Annotated in this window: 18 protein-coding genes and 1 other annotated feature; all 18 genes read right to left on the bottom strand. The window is 55.7% G+C overall.

From position 1 onward, the window contains the following. Positions 1-2: 2 nt before the first annotated feature. The 18 genes from rpsG to cysS all read right to left on the bottom strand — a co-directional run bounded on the left by rpsG (position 3) and on the right by cysS (position 17,176). Positions 3-473: a 30S ribosomal protein S7 gene (gene rpsG, locus AAC01S_RS07525; RefSeq protein ID WP_067621079.1), complete on the bottom strand. Its 471-nt coding sequence runs from the start codon at positions 471-473 to the stop codon at positions 3-5. Between the two features lie 53 nt (positions 474-526). Beyond that, entirely contained in the window at positions 527-946 is a 420-nt protein-coding gene (gene rpsL, locus AAC01S_RS07520; protein WP_067621078.1) for a 30S ribosomal protein S12, read from the bottom strand. Positions 947-1,073: 127 nt separating this feature from the next. After that, positions 1,074-1,331 carry a ribosomal L7Ae/L30e/S12e/Gadd45 family protein gene (locus AAC01S_RS07515; RefSeq protein WP_067621077.1) on the bottom strand — a complete coding sequence of 86 codons (258 nt, stop codon included), beginning with the start codon at positions 1,329-1,331 and terminating at the stop codon, positions 1,074-1,076. Positions 1,332-1,447: 116 nt separating this feature from the next. Next, positions 1,448-5,098, bottom strand: coding sequence for a DNA-directed RNA polymerase subunit beta' (rpoC, locus tag AAC01S_RS07510; protein WP_067621076.1), 3,651 nt, complete (start codon positions 5,096-5,098; stop codon positions 1,448-1,450). Positions 5,099-5,137: 39 nt separating this feature from the next. Then, positions 5,138-8,656 carry a DNA-directed RNA polymerase subunit beta gene (gene rpoB / locus AAC01S_RS07505; RefSeq protein ID WP_370670818.1) on the bottom strand — a complete coding sequence of 1,173 codons (3,519 nt, stop codon included), beginning with the start codon at positions 8,654-8,656 and terminating at the stop codon, positions 5,138-5,140. Positions 8,657-9,018: 362 nt separating this feature from the next. Further along, positions 9,019-9,615 (bottom strand): class I SAM-dependent methyltransferase, encoded by a 597-nt coding sequence (locus AAC01S_RS07500; RefSeq protein WP_083511609.1) that lies wholly within the window; start codon positions 9,613-9,615, stop codon positions 9,019-9,021. 78 nt (positions 9,616-9,693) lie between these two features. After that, positions 9,694-10,065, bottom strand: a complete 372-nt coding sequence (rplL, locus tag AAC01S_RS07495; RefSeq protein WP_067621074.1) for a 50S ribosomal protein L7/L12 — start codon at positions 10,063-10,065, stop codon at positions 9,694-9,696. A gap of 54 nt (positions 10,066-10,119) precedes the next feature. After that, positions 10,120-10,710, bottom strand: coding sequence for a 50S ribosomal protein L10 (gene rplJ, locus AAC01S_RS07490; RefSeq protein WP_370670817.1), 591 nt, complete (start codon positions 10,708-10,710; stop codon positions 10,120-10,122). 7 nt (positions 10,711-10,717) lie between these two features. Next, positions 10,718-10,857, bottom strand: a sequence feature (ribosomal protein L10 leader region). Positions 10,858-10,866: 9 nt separating this feature from the next. After that, a complete protein-coding gene (gene rplA, locus AAC01S_RS07485) occupies positions 10,867-11,568 on the bottom strand; it encodes a 50S ribosomal protein L1 (protein WP_067621073.1) in 702 nt (233 codons plus the stop codon). 58 nt (positions 11,569-11,626) lie between these two features. After that, positions 11,627-12,055: a 50S ribosomal protein L11 gene (gene rplK / locus AAC01S_RS07480; protein WP_067621072.1), complete on the bottom strand. Its 429-nt coding sequence runs from the start codon at positions 12,053-12,055 to the stop codon at positions 11,627-11,629. Positions 12,056-12,218: 163 nt separating this feature from the next. Next, entirely contained in the window at positions 12,219-12,764 is a 546-nt protein-coding gene (nusG, locus tag AAC01S_RS07475) for a transcription termination/antitermination protein NusG (protein ID WP_067621071.1), read from the bottom strand. Positions 12,765-12,801: 37 nt separating this feature from the next. Continuing rightward, entirely contained in the window at positions 12,802-13,032 is a 231-nt protein-coding gene (gene secE, locus AAC01S_RS07470; protein WP_067621070.1) for a preprotein translocase subunit SecE, read from the bottom strand. A 32-nt stretch (positions 13,033-13,064) separates the two neighbouring features. Next, a complete protein-coding gene (gene rpmG / locus AAC01S_RS07465; RefSeq protein WP_067621069.1) occupies positions 13,065-13,214 on the bottom strand; it encodes a 50S ribosomal protein L33 in 150 nt (49 codons plus the stop codon). Positions 13,215-13,303: 89 nt separating this feature from the next. Further along, positions 13,304-13,927 carry an RNA polymerase sporulation sigma factor SigH gene (gene sigH / locus AAC01S_RS07460; RefSeq protein WP_083511616.1) on the bottom strand — a complete coding sequence of 208 codons (624 nt, stop codon included), beginning with the start codon at positions 13,925-13,927 and terminating at the stop codon, positions 13,304-13,306. 115 nt (positions 13,928-14,042) lie between these two features. Continuing rightward, positions 14,043-14,585, bottom strand: a complete 543-nt coding sequence (locus AAC01S_RS07455) for an NYN domain-containing protein (protein ID WP_067621067.1) — start codon at positions 14,583-14,585, stop codon at positions 14,043-14,045. Beyond that, entirely contained in the window at positions 14,560-15,330 is a 771-nt protein-coding gene (gene rlmB, locus AAC01S_RS07450) for a 23S rRNA (guanosine(2251)-2'-O)-methyltransferase RlmB (RefSeq protein ID WP_083511606.1), read from the bottom strand. Before rlmB ends, AAC01S_RS07455 begins: the two co-directional genes overlap by 26 nt. 53 nt (positions 15,331-15,383) lie before the next feature. Beyond that, positions 15,384-15,779 (bottom strand): Mini-ribonuclease 3, encoded by a 396-nt coding sequence (locus tag AAC01S_RS07445; RefSeq protein ID WP_067621066.1) that lies wholly within the window; start codon positions 15,777-15,779, stop codon positions 15,384-15,386. Beyond that, a complete protein-coding gene (gene cysS / locus AAC01S_RS07440; protein WP_174520834.1) occupies positions 15,776-17,176 on the bottom strand; it encodes a cysteine--tRNA ligase in 1,401 nt (466 codons plus the stop codon). Before cysS ends, AAC01S_RS07445 begins: the two co-directional genes overlap by 4 nt. Between the last annotated feature and the right edge of the window lie 7 nt (positions 17,177-17,183).

Raw genomic sequence — 17,183 nt, 5'->3', positions numbered from 1 at the left:
TTCTACCAGCGGTAGTGCGCGAATGCTTTGTTGGCTTCAGCCATCCGGTGCGTGTCTTCGCGTTTGCGAACTGCGCCGCCGGTGTTGTTTGCCGCATCCAGCAATTCGTTGGCCAATTTCTCTTCCATCGTTTTTTCACCGCGAAGGCGAGCATAGTTGACCAACCAACGCAGACCCAGCGTAACGCGGCGATCATTGCGAACCTCAACCGGAACTTGGTAGTTCGATCCGCCGACACGGCGAGCCTTCACTTCCAACACCGGCATGATGTTGCGCATCGCGGTTTCAAACACTTCCATCGGGTCCTTGCCAGAACGTTCCCGAATGATGTCAAACGCACCGTAGACAATACGTTGCGAAACACCTTTCTTACCGTCGAGCATCACTTTATTGATCAAGCGCGTAACCAGTTTGTTTCCGTAAATCGGATCTGGAAGCACGTCGCGCTTTGGAACCGGTCCTTTACGTGGCACGGAACACCCTCCCTTCTGCTTTCGACACACTCACGGTGTGACAACGATTCAAATTAGGATTTCGCCTTCGGACGTTTTGCACCGTACTTCGAACGTCCTTGCATGCGATCCTTGACGCCCGCTGTATCCAACGCACCGCGAACGATGTGGTAGCGCACACCCGGCAAGTCCTTTACACGACCGCCGCGAACCAATACGACGGAGTGTTCTTGCAGGTTGTGACCAATCCCCGGAATGTACGCGGTAACCTCGATGGTGTTGGTCAAACGCACACGAGCGTATTTACGCAATGCGGAGTTCGGCTTTTTCGGGGTCATTGTCCCCACACGAGTGCATACACCGCGTTTTTGCGGCGACGGCAGGTCGGTCAACGCCTTCTGTTGGCTGTTGTACCCCTTCTGCAGCGCCGGTGCTGTCGATTTCTTCAGCACTTCCTTGCGACCCTTGCGTACGAGCTGATTAATTGTCGGCATGACTGCACCTCCTCTCAAATAGTGACTATTTTGTTTACGGATGCTGATTTTTTCAAGCCCACAGAGCCTGGTGGTTCATCGATTCGCAAACAAAAAGCCAAAGACGCCACACCAAACCGAAACAGCCCTAATCCGCCACAATACTCGCAGTGGCTGCCCCAACCTCTATGCCACAAGCCTTCCCAAGTTGCTTCATCGTGTCTACCCATTCAATCTCGATACCTTGTCTCGAGGCAAGGTGGATAACAGGGTCAGTGACTCGTGATTCGGCATCCCGAGCGATGTACACACAAAGAACCCGCTCACCGGATTGCTTCAGAACTTTGAGCGTTTGGTTCGTGCCTATGGTCTTCTTTTTCGCTTGGCGTATGTCGTCAATGGACACCGCACGATCCTCCCTCGATGGAAAACATCGTGCCGACGCACACTACGGAATTCTATCACCGAGGTTTCTGGGCTGTCAACCGAATCGATGCTGACAGCCCAAATCTCACTCAGATTTTATTCGACGGTCTGAACCGGTTCGCGATCGAACTCGGTTGACTCTGCCGATTCCGCGCCGGTTGTATCGACATCTGGTGCGTTTTCGTCAGTCGCCAACGACACCTGACGGTAGCGGGCCATGCCCGTCCCCGCCGGAATCAGTTTACCGATGATGACGTTCTCCTTCAAGCCGAGAAGTCGATCCACCTTGCCTTTGATGGCGGCCTCGGTCAGCACGCGAGTCGTCTCCTGGAACGACGCGGCAGACAAGAACGAATCCGTTTCGAGCGACGCTTTCGTAATACCGAGCAGAGCCGGGCGAGCGACAGCGGGTTCTTTACCGGAAAGCAAGGCTTCCTTGTTGGCCGCTTCGTAGTCGAACAGGTCGACATACGTGCCTGGCAGCAATTCGGTGTCCCCTGCGTCGAGAATCCGAACTTTGCGCAACATTTGCCGAACCATGACCTCGATGTGCTTGTCGTTGATATCCACACCCTGCAGTCGGTAAACCCTCTGCACTTCCCGCAGGAGGTAGTTCTGGACGCCTTGGAGGCCCTTGACGCGCAGCATTTCCTTCGGATCGACCGAGCCATCCGTGAGCTCTTCGCCAGCTTCCAGCACTTGGCCAATGGAGACACGGATACGCGAACCGTACGGAATCTGATACGTCTTCGTCTCGCTCTCGCCAGTCAGTTCGATCTCGCGCTTATCCTTGCCTTCGCGGATATCCGTGATGGTGCCGTCAAATTCGGCAATCACCGCTTGGCCCTTCGGATTGCGCGCCTCGAAGAGCTCCTGAACGCGCGGCAGACCTTGCGTGATGTCGTCACCCGCGACGCCGCCCGTGTGGAAGGTGCGCATCGTCAACTGCGTACCAGGCTCACCGATGGACTGAGCCGCGATGATGCCAACCGCCTCGCCGATCTCGACCATCTTGCCAGTCGCGAGGTTTCGCCCGTAGCACTGGATGCAGACGCCATGACGCGTGCGGCATGTAAGCACGGAACGGATATAGACTTCCTTGATGCCGGCTTCCACGATCTTGTCAGCGGCTTCCGCGTCGATGAGTTCGTTCTTGCCGACGATTTTTTCACCCGTCTCCGGATGGAACACATCCTGGAAGGCGATTCGCCCTTCGAGGCGATCGCTCAGATCCTCGATGACTTCGCGGCCGTCGCGGATTTCGGCGACGCGCAAGCCCTTGTCGGTACCGCAGTCAAACTCGCGCACAATCGTGTCCTGCGCGACGTCGACCAATCGGCGTGTCAGGTATCCTGAGTCCGCCGTACGCAAGGCTGTATCGGCCAAGCCCTTCCGCGCACCGTGCGTGGAGATGAAGTACTCCAACACGGACAGGCCTTCACGGAAGTTCGACTTAATGGCCAACTGAATGATTTCGCCGGACGGATTCGCCATCAAACCGCGCATACCAGCCAACTGAGTGATCTGCGAGTTGCTGCCTCGAGCTCCCGACGTGGCCATCATGTAAATCGGGTTGAACTGATCCATGCTGTCCATCAACGTCGTCGAAATCTTTTCCTTCGCTTCGGACCAGATCTGACTGAACGTGATGTACTGCTCTTCCTCGGTGATCAAACCGCGACGGTACTGTTGCTGCAGCTTGTGCTCCTTCGCTTCTGCTTCTTCGACGACGCGATGCTTTTCTTCAGGAACGATAATGTCGCTCACTGCGATGGTGATACCCGCGCGCGTCGAGTAGTTGAACCCGAGACGCTTGACGCGATCGAGAATCTCCGCGGTCATCGTCGTGCCATAGCGGCGGAAACATTCACCAAGGATGTTGCCGAGATCCTTTTTGATAACCGCCTTCGGTATTTTCCGCTTGGCGATCGCTTCCTTCGGATCCGTTCCCTTTTCAAAGATGAACGTCTCATCCGGCGGACCTTCCAACAGATTCGACTTCGAAGGCGAATGCAGATACGGGAAATCCTCCGGGAAAATGCTGTTGAAGATCAACTTGCCAGGCGTCGTGATGAGCAGCGCCCGCTGTTGCCGCTCGGTCAAGTTGGTCTTGTTCAATATGCTCGCCGGAACGACAATGCGCGATTGCAGCGTAATCAAGCCTTGATGTCGCGCATACTCTACTTCCGACATGGACGAGTAGACATTGCCTTCACCAGGCGCGCCTTCCCGTTCGATGGTCAGGTAGTACGGACCGAGCACCATGTCCTGCGTCGGCGTGACGACAGGCTTGCCATCCTTCGGATTGAGGATGTTGTGCGCCGCAAGCATCAGCAAACGGGCCTCGGCTTGCGCTTCCGCGGACAGCGGCACGTGAACGGCCATCTGGTCGCCGTCAAAGTCGGCGTTGTACGCTGTACAGACCAGCGGGTGCAGCTTGATGGCGCGGCCCTCGACGAGGGTCGGCTCAAACGCCTGAATGCCCAACCGGTGCAATGTTGGCGCACGGTTCAAGAGGACCGGGTGCTGCTTGATCACGTCCTCGACAACATCCCACACTTCGTCAGACACGCGTTCCACCTTGCGTTTCGCGCTCTTGATGTTGTGTGCGAGTCCGCGGGCCACGAGTTCCTTCATGACGAACGGCTTGAACAGCTCAAGCGCCATTTCCTTTGGCAGACCGCATTGGTACATGCGGAGCTCCGGACCGACGACGATCACGGAACGACCCGAGTAGTCCACGCGCTTACCCAGCAGGTTCTGGCGGAAACGCCCCTGCTTGCCTTTCAGCATGTGCGACAGGCTCTTCAACGGACGATTGCCAGGTCCCGTGACAGGGCGTCCGCGACGGCCGTTGTCGATCAGCGCGTCCACCGCTTCCTGCAGCATCCGCTTCTCGTTTTGCACGATGATGTCCGGCGCACCGAGATCCAAGAGCCGCTTCAAGCGGTTGTTGCGGTTGATCACGCGGCGATAGAGGTCGTTCAGATCCGACGTCGCAAAGCGACCGCCATCGAGTTGGACCATCGGCCGGAGATCCGGCGGAATGACCGGCAACGCTTCGAGAATCATCCAACTCGGACGATTTCCGGACAAGCGGAACGCCTCGACGACTTCCAGCCGTTTGATGGCGCGGTTACGGCGTTGACCTTGGGCGGAACGCAGTTCCTCGCGGAGGATTTCGACCTCGCGATCGAGATCGATCTCCTGCAACAGCGAACGGATCGCCTCCGCCCCCATGCCCGCCTGGAATGCGTAACCGTATTTTTCCCGATAGGAGCGATACTCCTTCTCCGAAAGGAGCTGCTTCTTCTCAAGCGGCGTATCCCCAGGATCGGTCACGACGTACGACGCGAAGTAAATGACTTCCTCCAACGCCCTCGGCGACATGTCCAGGACAAGTCCCATGCGGCTCGGGATACCCTTGAAGTACCAAATGTGCGAAACCGGGGCAGCAAGCTCGATGTGCCCCATCCGTTCGCGGCGAACCTTCGCCCGCGTGACCTCGACGCCGCACCGATCACACACGACACCTTTGTAGCGGATTCGCTTGTACTTCCCGCAGTGACATTCCCAATCTCGCGTCGGCCCAAAGATCTTTTCACAGAACAGGCCTTCTTTTTCCGGACGAAGCGTGCGATAGTTGATGGTCTCGGGCTTCTTGACCTCACCGTGCGACCAAGACCGAATCTTCTCCGGTGACGCGAGCCCGATTTTCATGAACTCAAAGTTGTTCACATCTAGCAAATCGTGCACCCTCCAATCGTAGCGCGGGATGAGACGGCGTTATTCTCCGACTTCGTTGTACTCGAGGTTCAGGTTGAGCTTCTCCGATCCGTCGTCTTCCTCGTCGATTTCCTTCATTTCGATCTCGCGCTCGTCACCGCTCAGGATCTTCACATCCATGCCGAGACTCTGAAGTTCTTTGATGAGGACTTTAAACGACTCTGGAACACCCGGTTCCGGCACATTCTCGCCCTTGACAATCGCCTCGTAGGTTTTCACGCGTCCAACGACGTCGTCCGACTTGACCGTGAGAATTTCCTGCAGCGTATAAGCGGCACCGTACGCCTCCAAGGCCCACACTTCCATCTCGCCGAAGCGCTGCCCGCCGAATTGAGCCTTACCGCCAAGCGGTTGCTGCGTGACCAACGAGTACGGCCCTGTGGATCGCGCATGGATCTTGTCGTCGACCAAGTGGTGCAGCTTCAGCATGTAGACGTAACCAACTGTCACGCGGTTCTCAAACGGTTCGCCGCTGCGTCCATCGAAGAGAATCTGCTTGCCGTCTTCCGGCAGGTTCGCTTCTTTGAGCGTCTCGAAGACGTCCTCTGAGCGGGCACCGTCGAAGACCGGCGTAGCCATTTTCAGCCCAAGCACTTTCGCCGCCATGCCAAGGTGCGTCTCAAGCACCTGCCCGATGTTCATACGGGACGGGACGCCAAGTGGATTCAACACAATTTCAACCGGCGTTCCGTCTTCGAGGAACGGCATGTCTTCTTCCGGCAGGATCCGCGCCACGACACCCTTGTTTCCGTGGCGTCCAGCCATCTTATCGCCTTCAGAAATCTTTCGTTTCTGAGCGATGTACACACGCACCAATTGGTTGACGCCAGCCGGGAGTTCGTCGCCATTCTCCCGCATAAACACTTTCACATCGACGACGATCCCCGCGCCGCCGTGCGGAACTCTCAGTGACGTGTCGCGAACTTCGCGAGCCTTCTCGCCGAAAATCGCGTGGAGCAGCCGCTCTTCAGCGGTCAATTCGGTTACGCCCTTCGGCGTTACCTTGCCGACCAAGATGTCACCCGTGCGAATTTCCGCACCGATGCGAATGATGCCCCGCTCATCGAGGTTCTTCAACGCATCCTCGCCGACGTTTGGAATATCGCGGGTAATTTCTTCCGGACCCAGTTTCGTGTCGCGCGCTTCCAACTCGTACTCTTCGATATGAATCGACGTATAGACGTCTTCTTTCACCATCTTCTCCGACAGGAGAATGGCGTCTTCGTAGTTGTAACCTTCCCAGGTCATGAACGCGACCAGCACATTGCGTCCCAACGCCAGCTCGCCGTTCTGCGTCGCCGGCCCGTCAGCGAGGATATCGCCGACGCGCACCCGCTGGCCTTCACGAACAATCGGACGCTGGTTGACACAGGTGTTTTGGTTGGAACGAGCGAACTTGATCAATTTGTACTTGGCCAAATCGCCGCGAATGGTCTGCCCATCGACTTCCGCCTCTTGACGAATCCAAACTTCCCGGGCCGTCACACGTTCCACGATACCGTTGTGCCGGGAAACGACGCACACACCAGAATCCTTCGCCGCCTGATGTTCCATGCCCGTGCCCACGTAAGGCGAATCGGTGACCAACAGCGGAACCGCTTGCCGCTGCATGTTCGATCCCATCAACGCGCGGTTGGCATCGTCGTTCTCCAGGAACGGAATGAGCGCGGTCGCGACCGATACAACCTGCTTCGGCGAAACGTCCATGTAGTCGATCCGATCTCGGGAGACCTTGATGACGTCTTCCCGGGAACGAACTGTAATCTCTTCCGAAGCGAGACGACCATCTTCGGTGAGAGGCTCGTTCGCCTGCGCAATCACGTAATTCTCTTCCTCGTCCGCGGTCAGATAATCAATCTTGTCGGTGACGACACCCGTCTCCGGATCGACCCGGCGGTACGGCGTCTCGATGAAGCCATACTCGTTGATCCGCGCATAGGTCGACAGCGAGTTGATCAAACCGATGTTCGGACCTTCCGGCGTCTCAATCGGACACATGCGCCCGTAGTGAGAATAGTGCACGTCGCGGACCTCAAATCCAGCCCGTTCACGCGTCAAACCGCCAGGACCCAACGCCGACAGGCGCCGCTTGTGTGTCAGTTCGGCGAGCGGATTCGTCTGGTCCATGAACTGGGACAACTGACTGGACCCAAAGAATTCTTTGATAGCCGCAATCACCGGGCGAATGTTGATCAAGGCCTGCGGCGTGATGGCGCTCGCGTCCTGAATCGACATCCGCTCGCGAACCACGCGCTCCATGCGAGAAAGCCCAATGCGGAACTGGTTCTGCAGCAGCTCGCCCACAGAACGCAGACGGCGGTTGCCCAAGTGATCGATATCGTCCGTCGTGCCCACGCCACGCAGGAGGTTGAAGAAGTACGAAACCGCTCCGAGAATGTCCGACGGTGTAATGTACTTCACATCGGTCGAAATTTCACCGTTGCTGATGATGTGGAGGATCCGACCGTCCTCGGACGGACTGAACACCTTCACCATTTGCAACGGCACCACTTCATCCTCAAGCAAGTCGCGCGTAGCCCGCACGGTGAAGCGACCTACGTTGCCGTTCAGAAGCGGAATCAACCGATCCAGAACGCGGCGGTCGATGACCGTTCCAGCCTCCGCCACAATCTCGCCCGTATCGGCGTCGACGAGCGTCTCAGCCAACCGAAGGTTGAGAAGGCGGTTTTTCAGATGAAGCTTCTTATTGATCTTGTAACGACCCACGTTCGCGAGATCGTACCGCTTCGGATCAAAGAAACGCGACGCCAACAAAGCGCGAGCATTTTCGACCGTCGGCGGTTCACCCGGACGCAGACGTTCATAAATTTCAACCAAGGCGCGCTCCGTCGAATCGGTTGTGTCCTTATCAAGCGTATTCTGCAGGTATTCGTCTTCGCCGAGCAATTGAATAATCTCAGCGTCGGACGACAATCCTAACGCCCGCAACAAAACGGTAATCGGAAGCTTGCGCGTACGGTCGATCCGGACGTACACCACGTCCTTCGCGTCGGTTTCAAACTCCAACCACGCCCCGCGATTCGGAATCACCGTCGCAGCGAACGTACGTTTGCCATTCTTGTCGATTTTGCTGCTATAATAAACACTAGGTGAACGGACCAACTGACTGACGATGACTCGCTCTGCTCCGTTGATGATAAAGGTGCCAGTGTCGGTCATGAGCGGAAAGTCTCCAAGGAAAACTTCCTGCTCCTTGACCTCGCCTGTCTCCTTATTCAACAGACGAACTTTCACCCGAAGAGGCGCAGCGTATGTCACATCACGCTCTTTCGACTCTTCGACATCGTACTTGGGTTCCCCGAGGCTGTAGTCGATGAACTCGAGGACGAGATTTCCCGTAAAGTCTTGAATCGGCGAAATGTCAGCGAACATCTCGCGCAAGCCTTCACGCAAAAACCACTCGTACGATTTCTGTTGGATTTCAATCAGATTGGGTAAATCGAGGACTTCACGGATCCGGGAATAGCTGCGACGCTCTGCCCATCCGTACTTGACCATATGTCCCTGCAAAACCGTCACCCCTCAAGCGGATTTGTTGGACGATGCAATTGAATCTGAGGCTGTTGTCAGAAATGAAGATGAGGCGAGCCAACTTGGAACGAAGGCCAAGATGCCCATGAAGAACGTGTTCCCCCAGAGTCGGCGCAGAAAACGACGCTCGAAGAGGTCCCTTCTCGTCTTCGCAAGACAGCACCTCGGAATCTCTCGGTTCACACAAACAGACGAACTAACCCAGAATGTTACAATCGGCTAGTATTCACCTATTTCCATAAACACTGGTTTTTATTCGTTGAATAGGCGATAAACACCCAATCATCGTAGTATGCATTGAATAAGGTTATCACATGCACGGTGCCAGATCAACCTTTATTTGCACGAAAGATAAAATAACCTGATTTTTTATATACCGTTTGCACGTCCTCAAACGTTTCAGCCAATCGCGCCTCCGTCGAGGGCGCTCCGTGTTTCTTCTGCAGCACCACCCAGAGACTCCCATGCCGCCTGAGCGCTCGCCAAGCGTCGTCGTATAGGCGATAGACCACCTGCTTGCCTGCGCGAATGGGTGGATTCAGTAGAACGTGATCGAACGAGTCGTCCAAACTCGTAGGCACGCCGTCCGAGACCATCGCTTTCACTCTCGGCCCAAGGTACGCGGTATTTCGCACAGCCAAACTGACAGCCCGTTCGTTGATGTCGATCAACGTCCAAGCGATGTTCGGGAATACCCGCCCAAGCACCGCTGCAACAACGCCATATCCCGTGCCCAGATCCAAGGCAGTCTCACCATGAGAGAGATCGACTTGTTCAATCAGCCGCCTCGTCGCATCGTCGAGGCTCCCTTTGGAAAACACGCCCCTGTCCGTAACGAGCGTGGTTTCAACGCCGCGAACCGCCACCGAAATAACCCGTTCGTCACTGGTCACGGACGGCTGACTGGTGTAATAGTGTTCCGTCACGATTGAGCACCTCCGGCAAAAGGGCCTGGACAACAAGAAGGGCACCCCACAACGGGGTACCCTCCAACAGCGATTCGCTTACTTAATTTCGACGGACGCGCCAGCCTCTTCAAGCTTCGCCTTGATGGACTCCGCTTCTTCCTTCGCAACCTTCTCCTTGATTGGCTTCGGAGCGTTGTCAACCAAGTCCTTCGCTTCCTTCAGGCCAAGACCCGTGATTTCACGCACAACCTTGATGACGCCAATCTTCGAACCACCAGCGTTTGCAAGAATGACATCAAATTCGGTTTGCTCAGCAGCTGCGCCGTCGCCAGCACCTGCCGCTCCACCCGCGAACGCCACCGGCGCTGCTGCGGTTACACCAAACTCTTCTTCAATCGCCTTTACCAATTCGTTCAATTCGAGAACCGTCATATTTTTTACGGCTTCCAAGATTTCAGTCGTCGTCAATGAAATAACCTCCTCAAGGTATTGGGGGCCGCGGCCGCCCAGAAATATTCGTGATTATTCTTCAGCCGGAGCCTCTGCAGGCGCTGCGTCCGCAGGCGAGACAGCTTCATCGGAAGCTGCTTCCGCCGCTGGTGCAGGCGCTGCTGCACCGTCGCCCTTTTGTTCAGCCACTTGCGAAACCACGTATGCGAAATTGCGCATAGGCGCTTGCAATACGCTCAACAACATGGACAACAAACCTTCACGCGACGGCAGCTTCGCAATCTCGGCCAATTCTTCAGCGGAAACGATACGACCTTCCACGATCCCGCCCTTTAATTCCAAAGCCTTGTGCTCTTTCGCAAAATCGTGGAGCACCTTCGCAGCGGCAACCGCATCCTCATAGCCGAAAGCCACAGCCGTCGGTCCAGACAAGAACTCATCCAAGCCAGACATGTTGACCTGTGCCGCCGCACGACTGGTCATCGTATTTTTGAGAACCGCATACTCGACGCCAGCCTCACGCAAGCGACTGCGCAACTCGGTGTCTTCAGCCACGTTCAAACCGCGATAATCAGCCAAGACCACGCTCTTGCTTCGCTCCAAACGCTCCGCGATGCTCTTCACCAATTGCTCTTTCTCAACGCGAACTGCCAACCAGTCCACCTCCTTCAATTCAAAACGAAAAGCGCCTCGACATGACGAGGCGCTCAGTTACCCATCAGGGTTTCCAAAGCTCACCTCGGCAGGCTGCAAACATTTCACCCGGCTTAAGCCGAGACCTGCTGTCTACGGTTCGCGATTCGATTGTGTTTCGGCAACTTATTCAGCGACCGATACGCGTTGGGGATTGACTCGAATGCCAGGCCCCATCGTCGAGGTGACAGTAATGCCACGCACGTAAACGCCCTTCGCACCGGACGGCTTTGCTTTCTGCAACGCGTCGACCAATGTGCGGAAGTTCCCAGCCAATTGCTCAACTTCAAACGAAGCCTTGCCAATCGGGCAGTGAATGATGCCAGCTTTATCGAGGCGGTACTCGATCTTACCAGCCTTGATTTCGTTCACGGCACGCGCAATTTCGAATGTCACTGTACCCGTCTTCGGGTTTGGCATCAAGCCGCGCGGACCAAGAATACGTCCGAGACGACTGACAGCAGCCATCATATCCGGAGTCGCCACAACAACATCAAAGTCGAACCAGCCCTGCGAAACCTTTTGAATCAAATCTTCTTCGCCAACATAGTCCGCTCCGGCATCGGCCGCTTCCTTCGCCTTGTCGCCTTTTGCAAAGACGAGGACCCGCGCAGTCTTACCTGTTCCGTGCGGCAAAACAACCGCACCGCGAACTTGTTGGTCTTGTTTCTTCGGATCAACACCCAAACGAACGGCCACTTCGACGGTTTCGTCGAACTTCGCCTTCGCGGTCTGCTTAACCAAGTTGAACGCTTCGTCGACGTCGTACAGCTTTTCCCGGTCAACCAGCTTGCTCAACTCTGCTATACGCTTGCTCTGTTTAGCCATATCGTTTCACCTCCATGTGGTCTGCGGTTTGAGAACCTCCCACGAACGTCCCCACCAGTTACTCAGTGATGGTAATGCCCATGCTGCGAGCAGTGCCTTCCACCATCCGCATGGCCGATTCAATCGACGATGCGTTCAAATCAGGCATCTTCTGTTCCGCGATTTCGCGTACTTTCGCACGCGACAAAGTCGCAACCTTGTTGCGATTCGGCTCTGCCGAACCGGACTCGATGCCTGCGGCCTTCTTCAGCAGGACAGCAGCTGGCGGAGTCTTGAGGTCAAACGTATACGAACGATCTTCGTAAACGTACAGCACAACCGGAATAATCAGGCCAACCTGGTCGGCAGTACGTGCGTTGAACTCTTTACAGAACCCCATGATGTTACCAACTTGCGCTTGACCAAGCGCTGGACCTACCGGCGGCGCAGGTGTTGCTTTTCCGGCTGGAATTTGCAATTTCACAACCTTGATAACTTTTTTCGGCAACACAGCCACCTCCTTCGTTCAGAATGTGGTATTTCGGGCCGATGCCCTCCCACTTGTTGCTCATCTATCGACCCAGCTGCTGCCGGGCCACAGAAAGTGAACGCACGGTTCAGACCAGCCGCATTCGGACGAGCCTCGAACACGCGTCACTCCACTGCCTTCGTTAAGAGAGCCGTTCCACTTGACCGTAATCGACTTCAAGCGGTGTTTCGCGGCCAAACATGGAAACAAGCACCTTGAGTTTCTGCTGCTCCGGGTGAACCTCTTCCACAGTTCCCACCATGTCCGCAAACGGCCCTTCAACCATGCGTACAACCTCACCCACATCATACACAACCGTTTGACGCGGTTCATTGACACCCATCGTACGAAGAATGGATTGAACTTCATGTGGCATGAGCGGCACCGGCTTCGATCCAGCGCCAGTCGATCCAACGAAGCCTGTTACCCCCGGCGTGTTGCGCACAACATACCAAGAGTCGTCAGTCATCACCATCTCCACGAGCACGTAGCCAGGGAACGTCTTGCGCTGGACGACCCGCTTCTTGCCATTCTTGACTTCCAACTCGTCTTCGGTCGGAACCAAGATGGTGAAAATGCGGTCTTCCATCCCCATCGTCTGAACACGACTCTCCAAGTTACTTTTCACTTTGTTTTCGTAACCCGAGTACGTATGGATGACATACCAGTTTTTTTCGAGGTTTTCCATCAGGTTAGGCCTGAGCCCGGACACCTCCAAGACGTCCTTAATCTACGCCGACGAGCGAAAAGACCTTCGCCACGCCGATGTCAAATCCCCAAATCATCACACCCAGAATGGCACAAACCACGAGTGCGGCCCCCGTGTACAGGATTACGTCGTGGCGTTTCGGCCATTTGACACGGCGCATTTCGCGAAACGACTCCGCGAAAAAGGCAACGAATCCGGAACGACTTTGTTCCTTTACATTGGCCAACGAATCGTTAGGTTCTGCCATTTTCGGATATCTCCTTCGATTGCCGCGTTGCGTCAGCGGGTCTCACGGTGCGTCGTGTGTGAATTGCACGTCGGGCAATACTTCTTCAGTTCAACCCGCTCAGGGTCGTTCTTCTTGTTTTTCATACTGGTGTAATTGCGTTGCTTGCAATCTGTGCAAGCGAGCGTAATGACTTCACGCATCCTAGGCACCTCCCCAGCATACCGCAAACCAAATAGCGACACAAAATAGAAGAACCCCCGAAACCGGGGACTCACATACCTGCATCACATTAGCATATTACATTCCGGAACGTCAAGTACTTCTCCAATTTGCGTTTGACACGCTGCAAAGCGTTATCGATGGACTTCACGTGCCGCGCCAGGTCGACGGCGATTTCCTGGTACGATCGACCATCGAGGTACAACATGAGAACCTTTCGCTCGAGATCGCTCAGCAGTTCCGACATCTTACCTTCAATATCGTCAAACTCTTCCTGATTTATCACCAGTTCTTCAGGATCCGACGCCCGAACCGTGCAGATCACGTCGAGCAAAGTTCGATCCGAATCTTCATCATAGATGGGCTTGTCCAAGGACACATATGAATTTAACGGGATATGCTTCTGCCTCGTGGCAGTTTTGATAGCGGTGATAATTTGACGCGTGATGCAGAGTTCGGCAAACGCCTTGAAAGAGGATAACTTGTCGCCCCGAAAATCCCGGATCGATTTGTAGAGGCCAATCATGCCTTCTTGTACGATGTCTTCCCTATCGGCGCCAATCAAAAAGTAAGAACGCGCCTTGGCACGGACAAAGTTTCGGTACTTCTGAATCAGGTACTCGAGCGCATCGGTGTCACCTTCGCGAACGGCTTCCACCAGTTCTTCGTCGGCTTGGTCTTCATAACTCGTCATTGCGGCGTCCAACTGTGTCGGCTGTATCGACAAACTCTATCACCCCGAGCCTCGTGGTTGTCGCCATTATACATTATGTAATCTACTATAATCAATCATAGTTTTGCATAAAAAGCTAATTTCTGCGCCACTTCTCGAGGGCCTTTATGACGTCGCCCTTCAGACTGTCCGCCAGTGTGCTGCGAGATTTCGTATTTTGGCGATTGGTCTGCCTGGCTACGTATTCCTGCATCGCGCCGAGCCGCACCAACAACTCGGCCGCGGAGATGCGCAAGGCGCCGCCGCCAAAGGACACCTGCTGTTCCGCCGCGTCCGAGGTCGCGACCGTAATGTTTCGGAAGTTGTCCCGCAAGTCGTAGACCAACCGCTCGATCCGGGCATCCGCAGTTTCGCCGGAGTCCGTGAAGACGATTTGAATTTTGGATCGCTCTTCGAGTACGCCGACCCCTTCTCGCAAGTGCGCGTCGTACACAACGACGACATGCTCATCGTAGACCGCGCGGTACTCCGCCAGCTCGTCTTCCAGTTCGCGCCGCGCCTCTTCGAGGTCCGGAATCTTCGACAACGGAGCGCCAGCCTTCTTGGCGATCACGTTGTAGCCATCGACAATGAGGCACCGTTGGCCCTTCCACTTACGTTCTTTGGCGGACGACTTCATACAGCATGACCCCCGCCGCGACCGACGCGTTAAGACTCTGGACACGGCCGAGGATCGGAATCGACACCAGGAAGTCACAGTGCTCGCGGACGAGTCGATGGACACCTTGCCCCTCCGAACCAATCACCAATACCGTCGGTCCTGTGTAATCGACACCCGTCAACGTCTGCGGCGCGCCGACATCCGTACCGACGACCCAATACCCCGCCTCCTTCATCGTTACCAGAGCCTGCGTGATGTTTGACACCCGCGCGACCGGCAAATACTCCAACGCCCCCGCCGACGCCTTGGCAACGATCTCGGTGAGCGGACTGGCCCGGTGTTTGCCAATCACGACCCCCTGGGCGCCTGCAGCTTCCGCCGTTCGAATGATGGCGCCGAGATTGTGCGGATCGGTCACGCCGTCGACGACGACGACCAGCGGAGCATGCCCCGTCTCGCGGCCGATCACGTCGTCGAGATCGACATATGCGTAGGGTGCGACGTAGGCGACGACGCCCTGGTGGTGATCGCCCGCAATCGTGTCGAGACGCGATCTGGGAACGAATTGAACGAGTACGCCCCGCTCCTTGGCGCGCGCGACAATGTGCTGCAATTCGGCCCCTTCCGCAATCAGCACTTTGTTGATTGGGCGTCCCTCCGTCAGCGCAGTTGCAACAGGGTGTCGGCCTTTCAGAACAGACGTGTCCTGCAAATCTGTTTCCTGCAGTTTCGGAGAACGATTCGCTCCGCGTGATCGTTGCATACTGTCACTCCTTCCTCGATGGATCGCCCTCAATCCGAACCCCCACCAAGCCGTTACTGCGAATCGTCCAGGATGCGCAAGGCCAAATTGGCGATTTCCTCGAGCCGCTCGTTCTGCCCTGTGCCGTGCAGGTAGCCAATCAGCGCTTCGAACCCGGTACTGTGCCTGTAGACAATGACGTCGACATTGCGCCGCACGTGCGCGGACTTGGTGTTTCGCCCCCGCCGAACGACGTCCAGTTCCGTCTCGGTCAGCACATCCTGAAGCCGCGCCAGTACGTCCGCCTGCGCTTTGGCGCTGACATAGCGCGTACACCGCTTGTGAAGCTCATTTGGCTTTCTCACGCCAAGATTGAGACAGTGGTTGCGCGCGTAGGTTTCCCACACCGCGTCGCCGACAAACGCCAAGCCAAGTGGAGACAACTCGTTCGCACGCCACGTCTGATTCATGCTTCGAAACTCCATCGTGTGCCTTGCGGCGTATCTTCCAGCACAATGCCGCGCTCCTTCAAGGCGTCGCGAATCTCGTCCGCTCGGGCGAAGTTGCGGGCGGCGCGCGCCGCGTTTCGTTCCTCAATCAAGGCGGCGACTTCAGCCTCGAGATCGGTCCGCTCCGCTTCAGGGATGCCGATCACGCCGAGCAACTCGACAATCACCTGCCGGTACTCCCGCAGGTCGGCAATGGTCAGCACCGGATCGTCCAGTCGTGAATTGATGGCGCGAACGCCTTCGAATATCGCCGAGATGCCGTCAGCCGTATTGAAGTCGTCGTCCATCGCTTCAATAAATGACTGCCGGATCTCGCCGCACAGGGAAACAGCCTCGGTCGACGGCACACCCGCAACCTCCGGAACGACATCAACACGGCTTTCGAGCGAGGCAATCTTGTGATCCAAGTTCAAAATCAGCCGGTCGATCCGCTGCAACCCCTGCTCAGCCTGAGCCAAGGCCTCTTCCGTGTAGTTCAGGGGATGCCGATACTGCGCACTGAGCAAGAAGAAGCGGATGCTTCGCGCGTCTCGCCGCTGCAACAAATCCCGCGTCATGATGAAATTGCCAGTGGACTTCGACATTTTCTCTCCGTTGATGTTCAGCGTCCCATTATGAAGCCAATAGCGCGCAAACGTCTTGCCAGAATGCGCTTCGCTCTGGGCAATTTCATTTTCGTGGTGCGGAAAAATCAGATCTCGGCCGCCAGCGTGGATATCGATCTGCTCACCCAGATAGAGCAGGTTCATCACCGAACATTCGATATGCCATCCGGGACGTCCCTTGCCCCATGGACTCTCCCAGAATTCTTCACCCGGTTTCGTCGCCTTCCACAACGCAAAATCGGCAGGATCGTCTTTCTCGTCCTGCACATCGATTCGGAAACCGGCGCGCATGTCTTCAGGCGACTGGTGCGACAGCTTTCCGTACGCAGGGTATGAAGACGTGTCAAAATACACACTGCCGTTGCGCTCGTACGCATGACCTTGTTCAATCAAATCTTGTATAAATCGAATGATCTCAGGAATGCATTCCGTGACCCGGGGATGAACTGTCGCCGGGAGAATAAACAGCTTTCCCGCGTCCTCGAAGTAATCCTTGATGTTCTGGTTCGCCAGTTCGCGCGGTGATATGCCCAACTCGCGGGCGCGCGCGATGATGCGATCGTCCACATCCGTAAAATTCTGAACGAAGAATACCTCGTACCCACGGTATTGCAGGTATCTTCGAATCGTGTCAAAGGTGACAAACATCCGCGCATTGCCGAGGTGGAAATAGTGGTAAACGGTCGGACCGCACGCGTAAAATTTGACCTTTCCCGCCTCGAGCGTCTGCAAGGGTTCTTTTTCACCTGTCATACTGTTG

The organism is Alicyclobacillus acidiphilus NBRC 100859 (assembly GCF_001544355.1).
GTDB lineage: Bacteria > Bacillota > Bacilli > Alicyclobacillales > Alicyclobacillaceae > Alicyclobacillus > Alicyclobacillus acidiphilus.
This window is presented reverse-complemented; position numbering and strand designations above follow the sequence as displayed.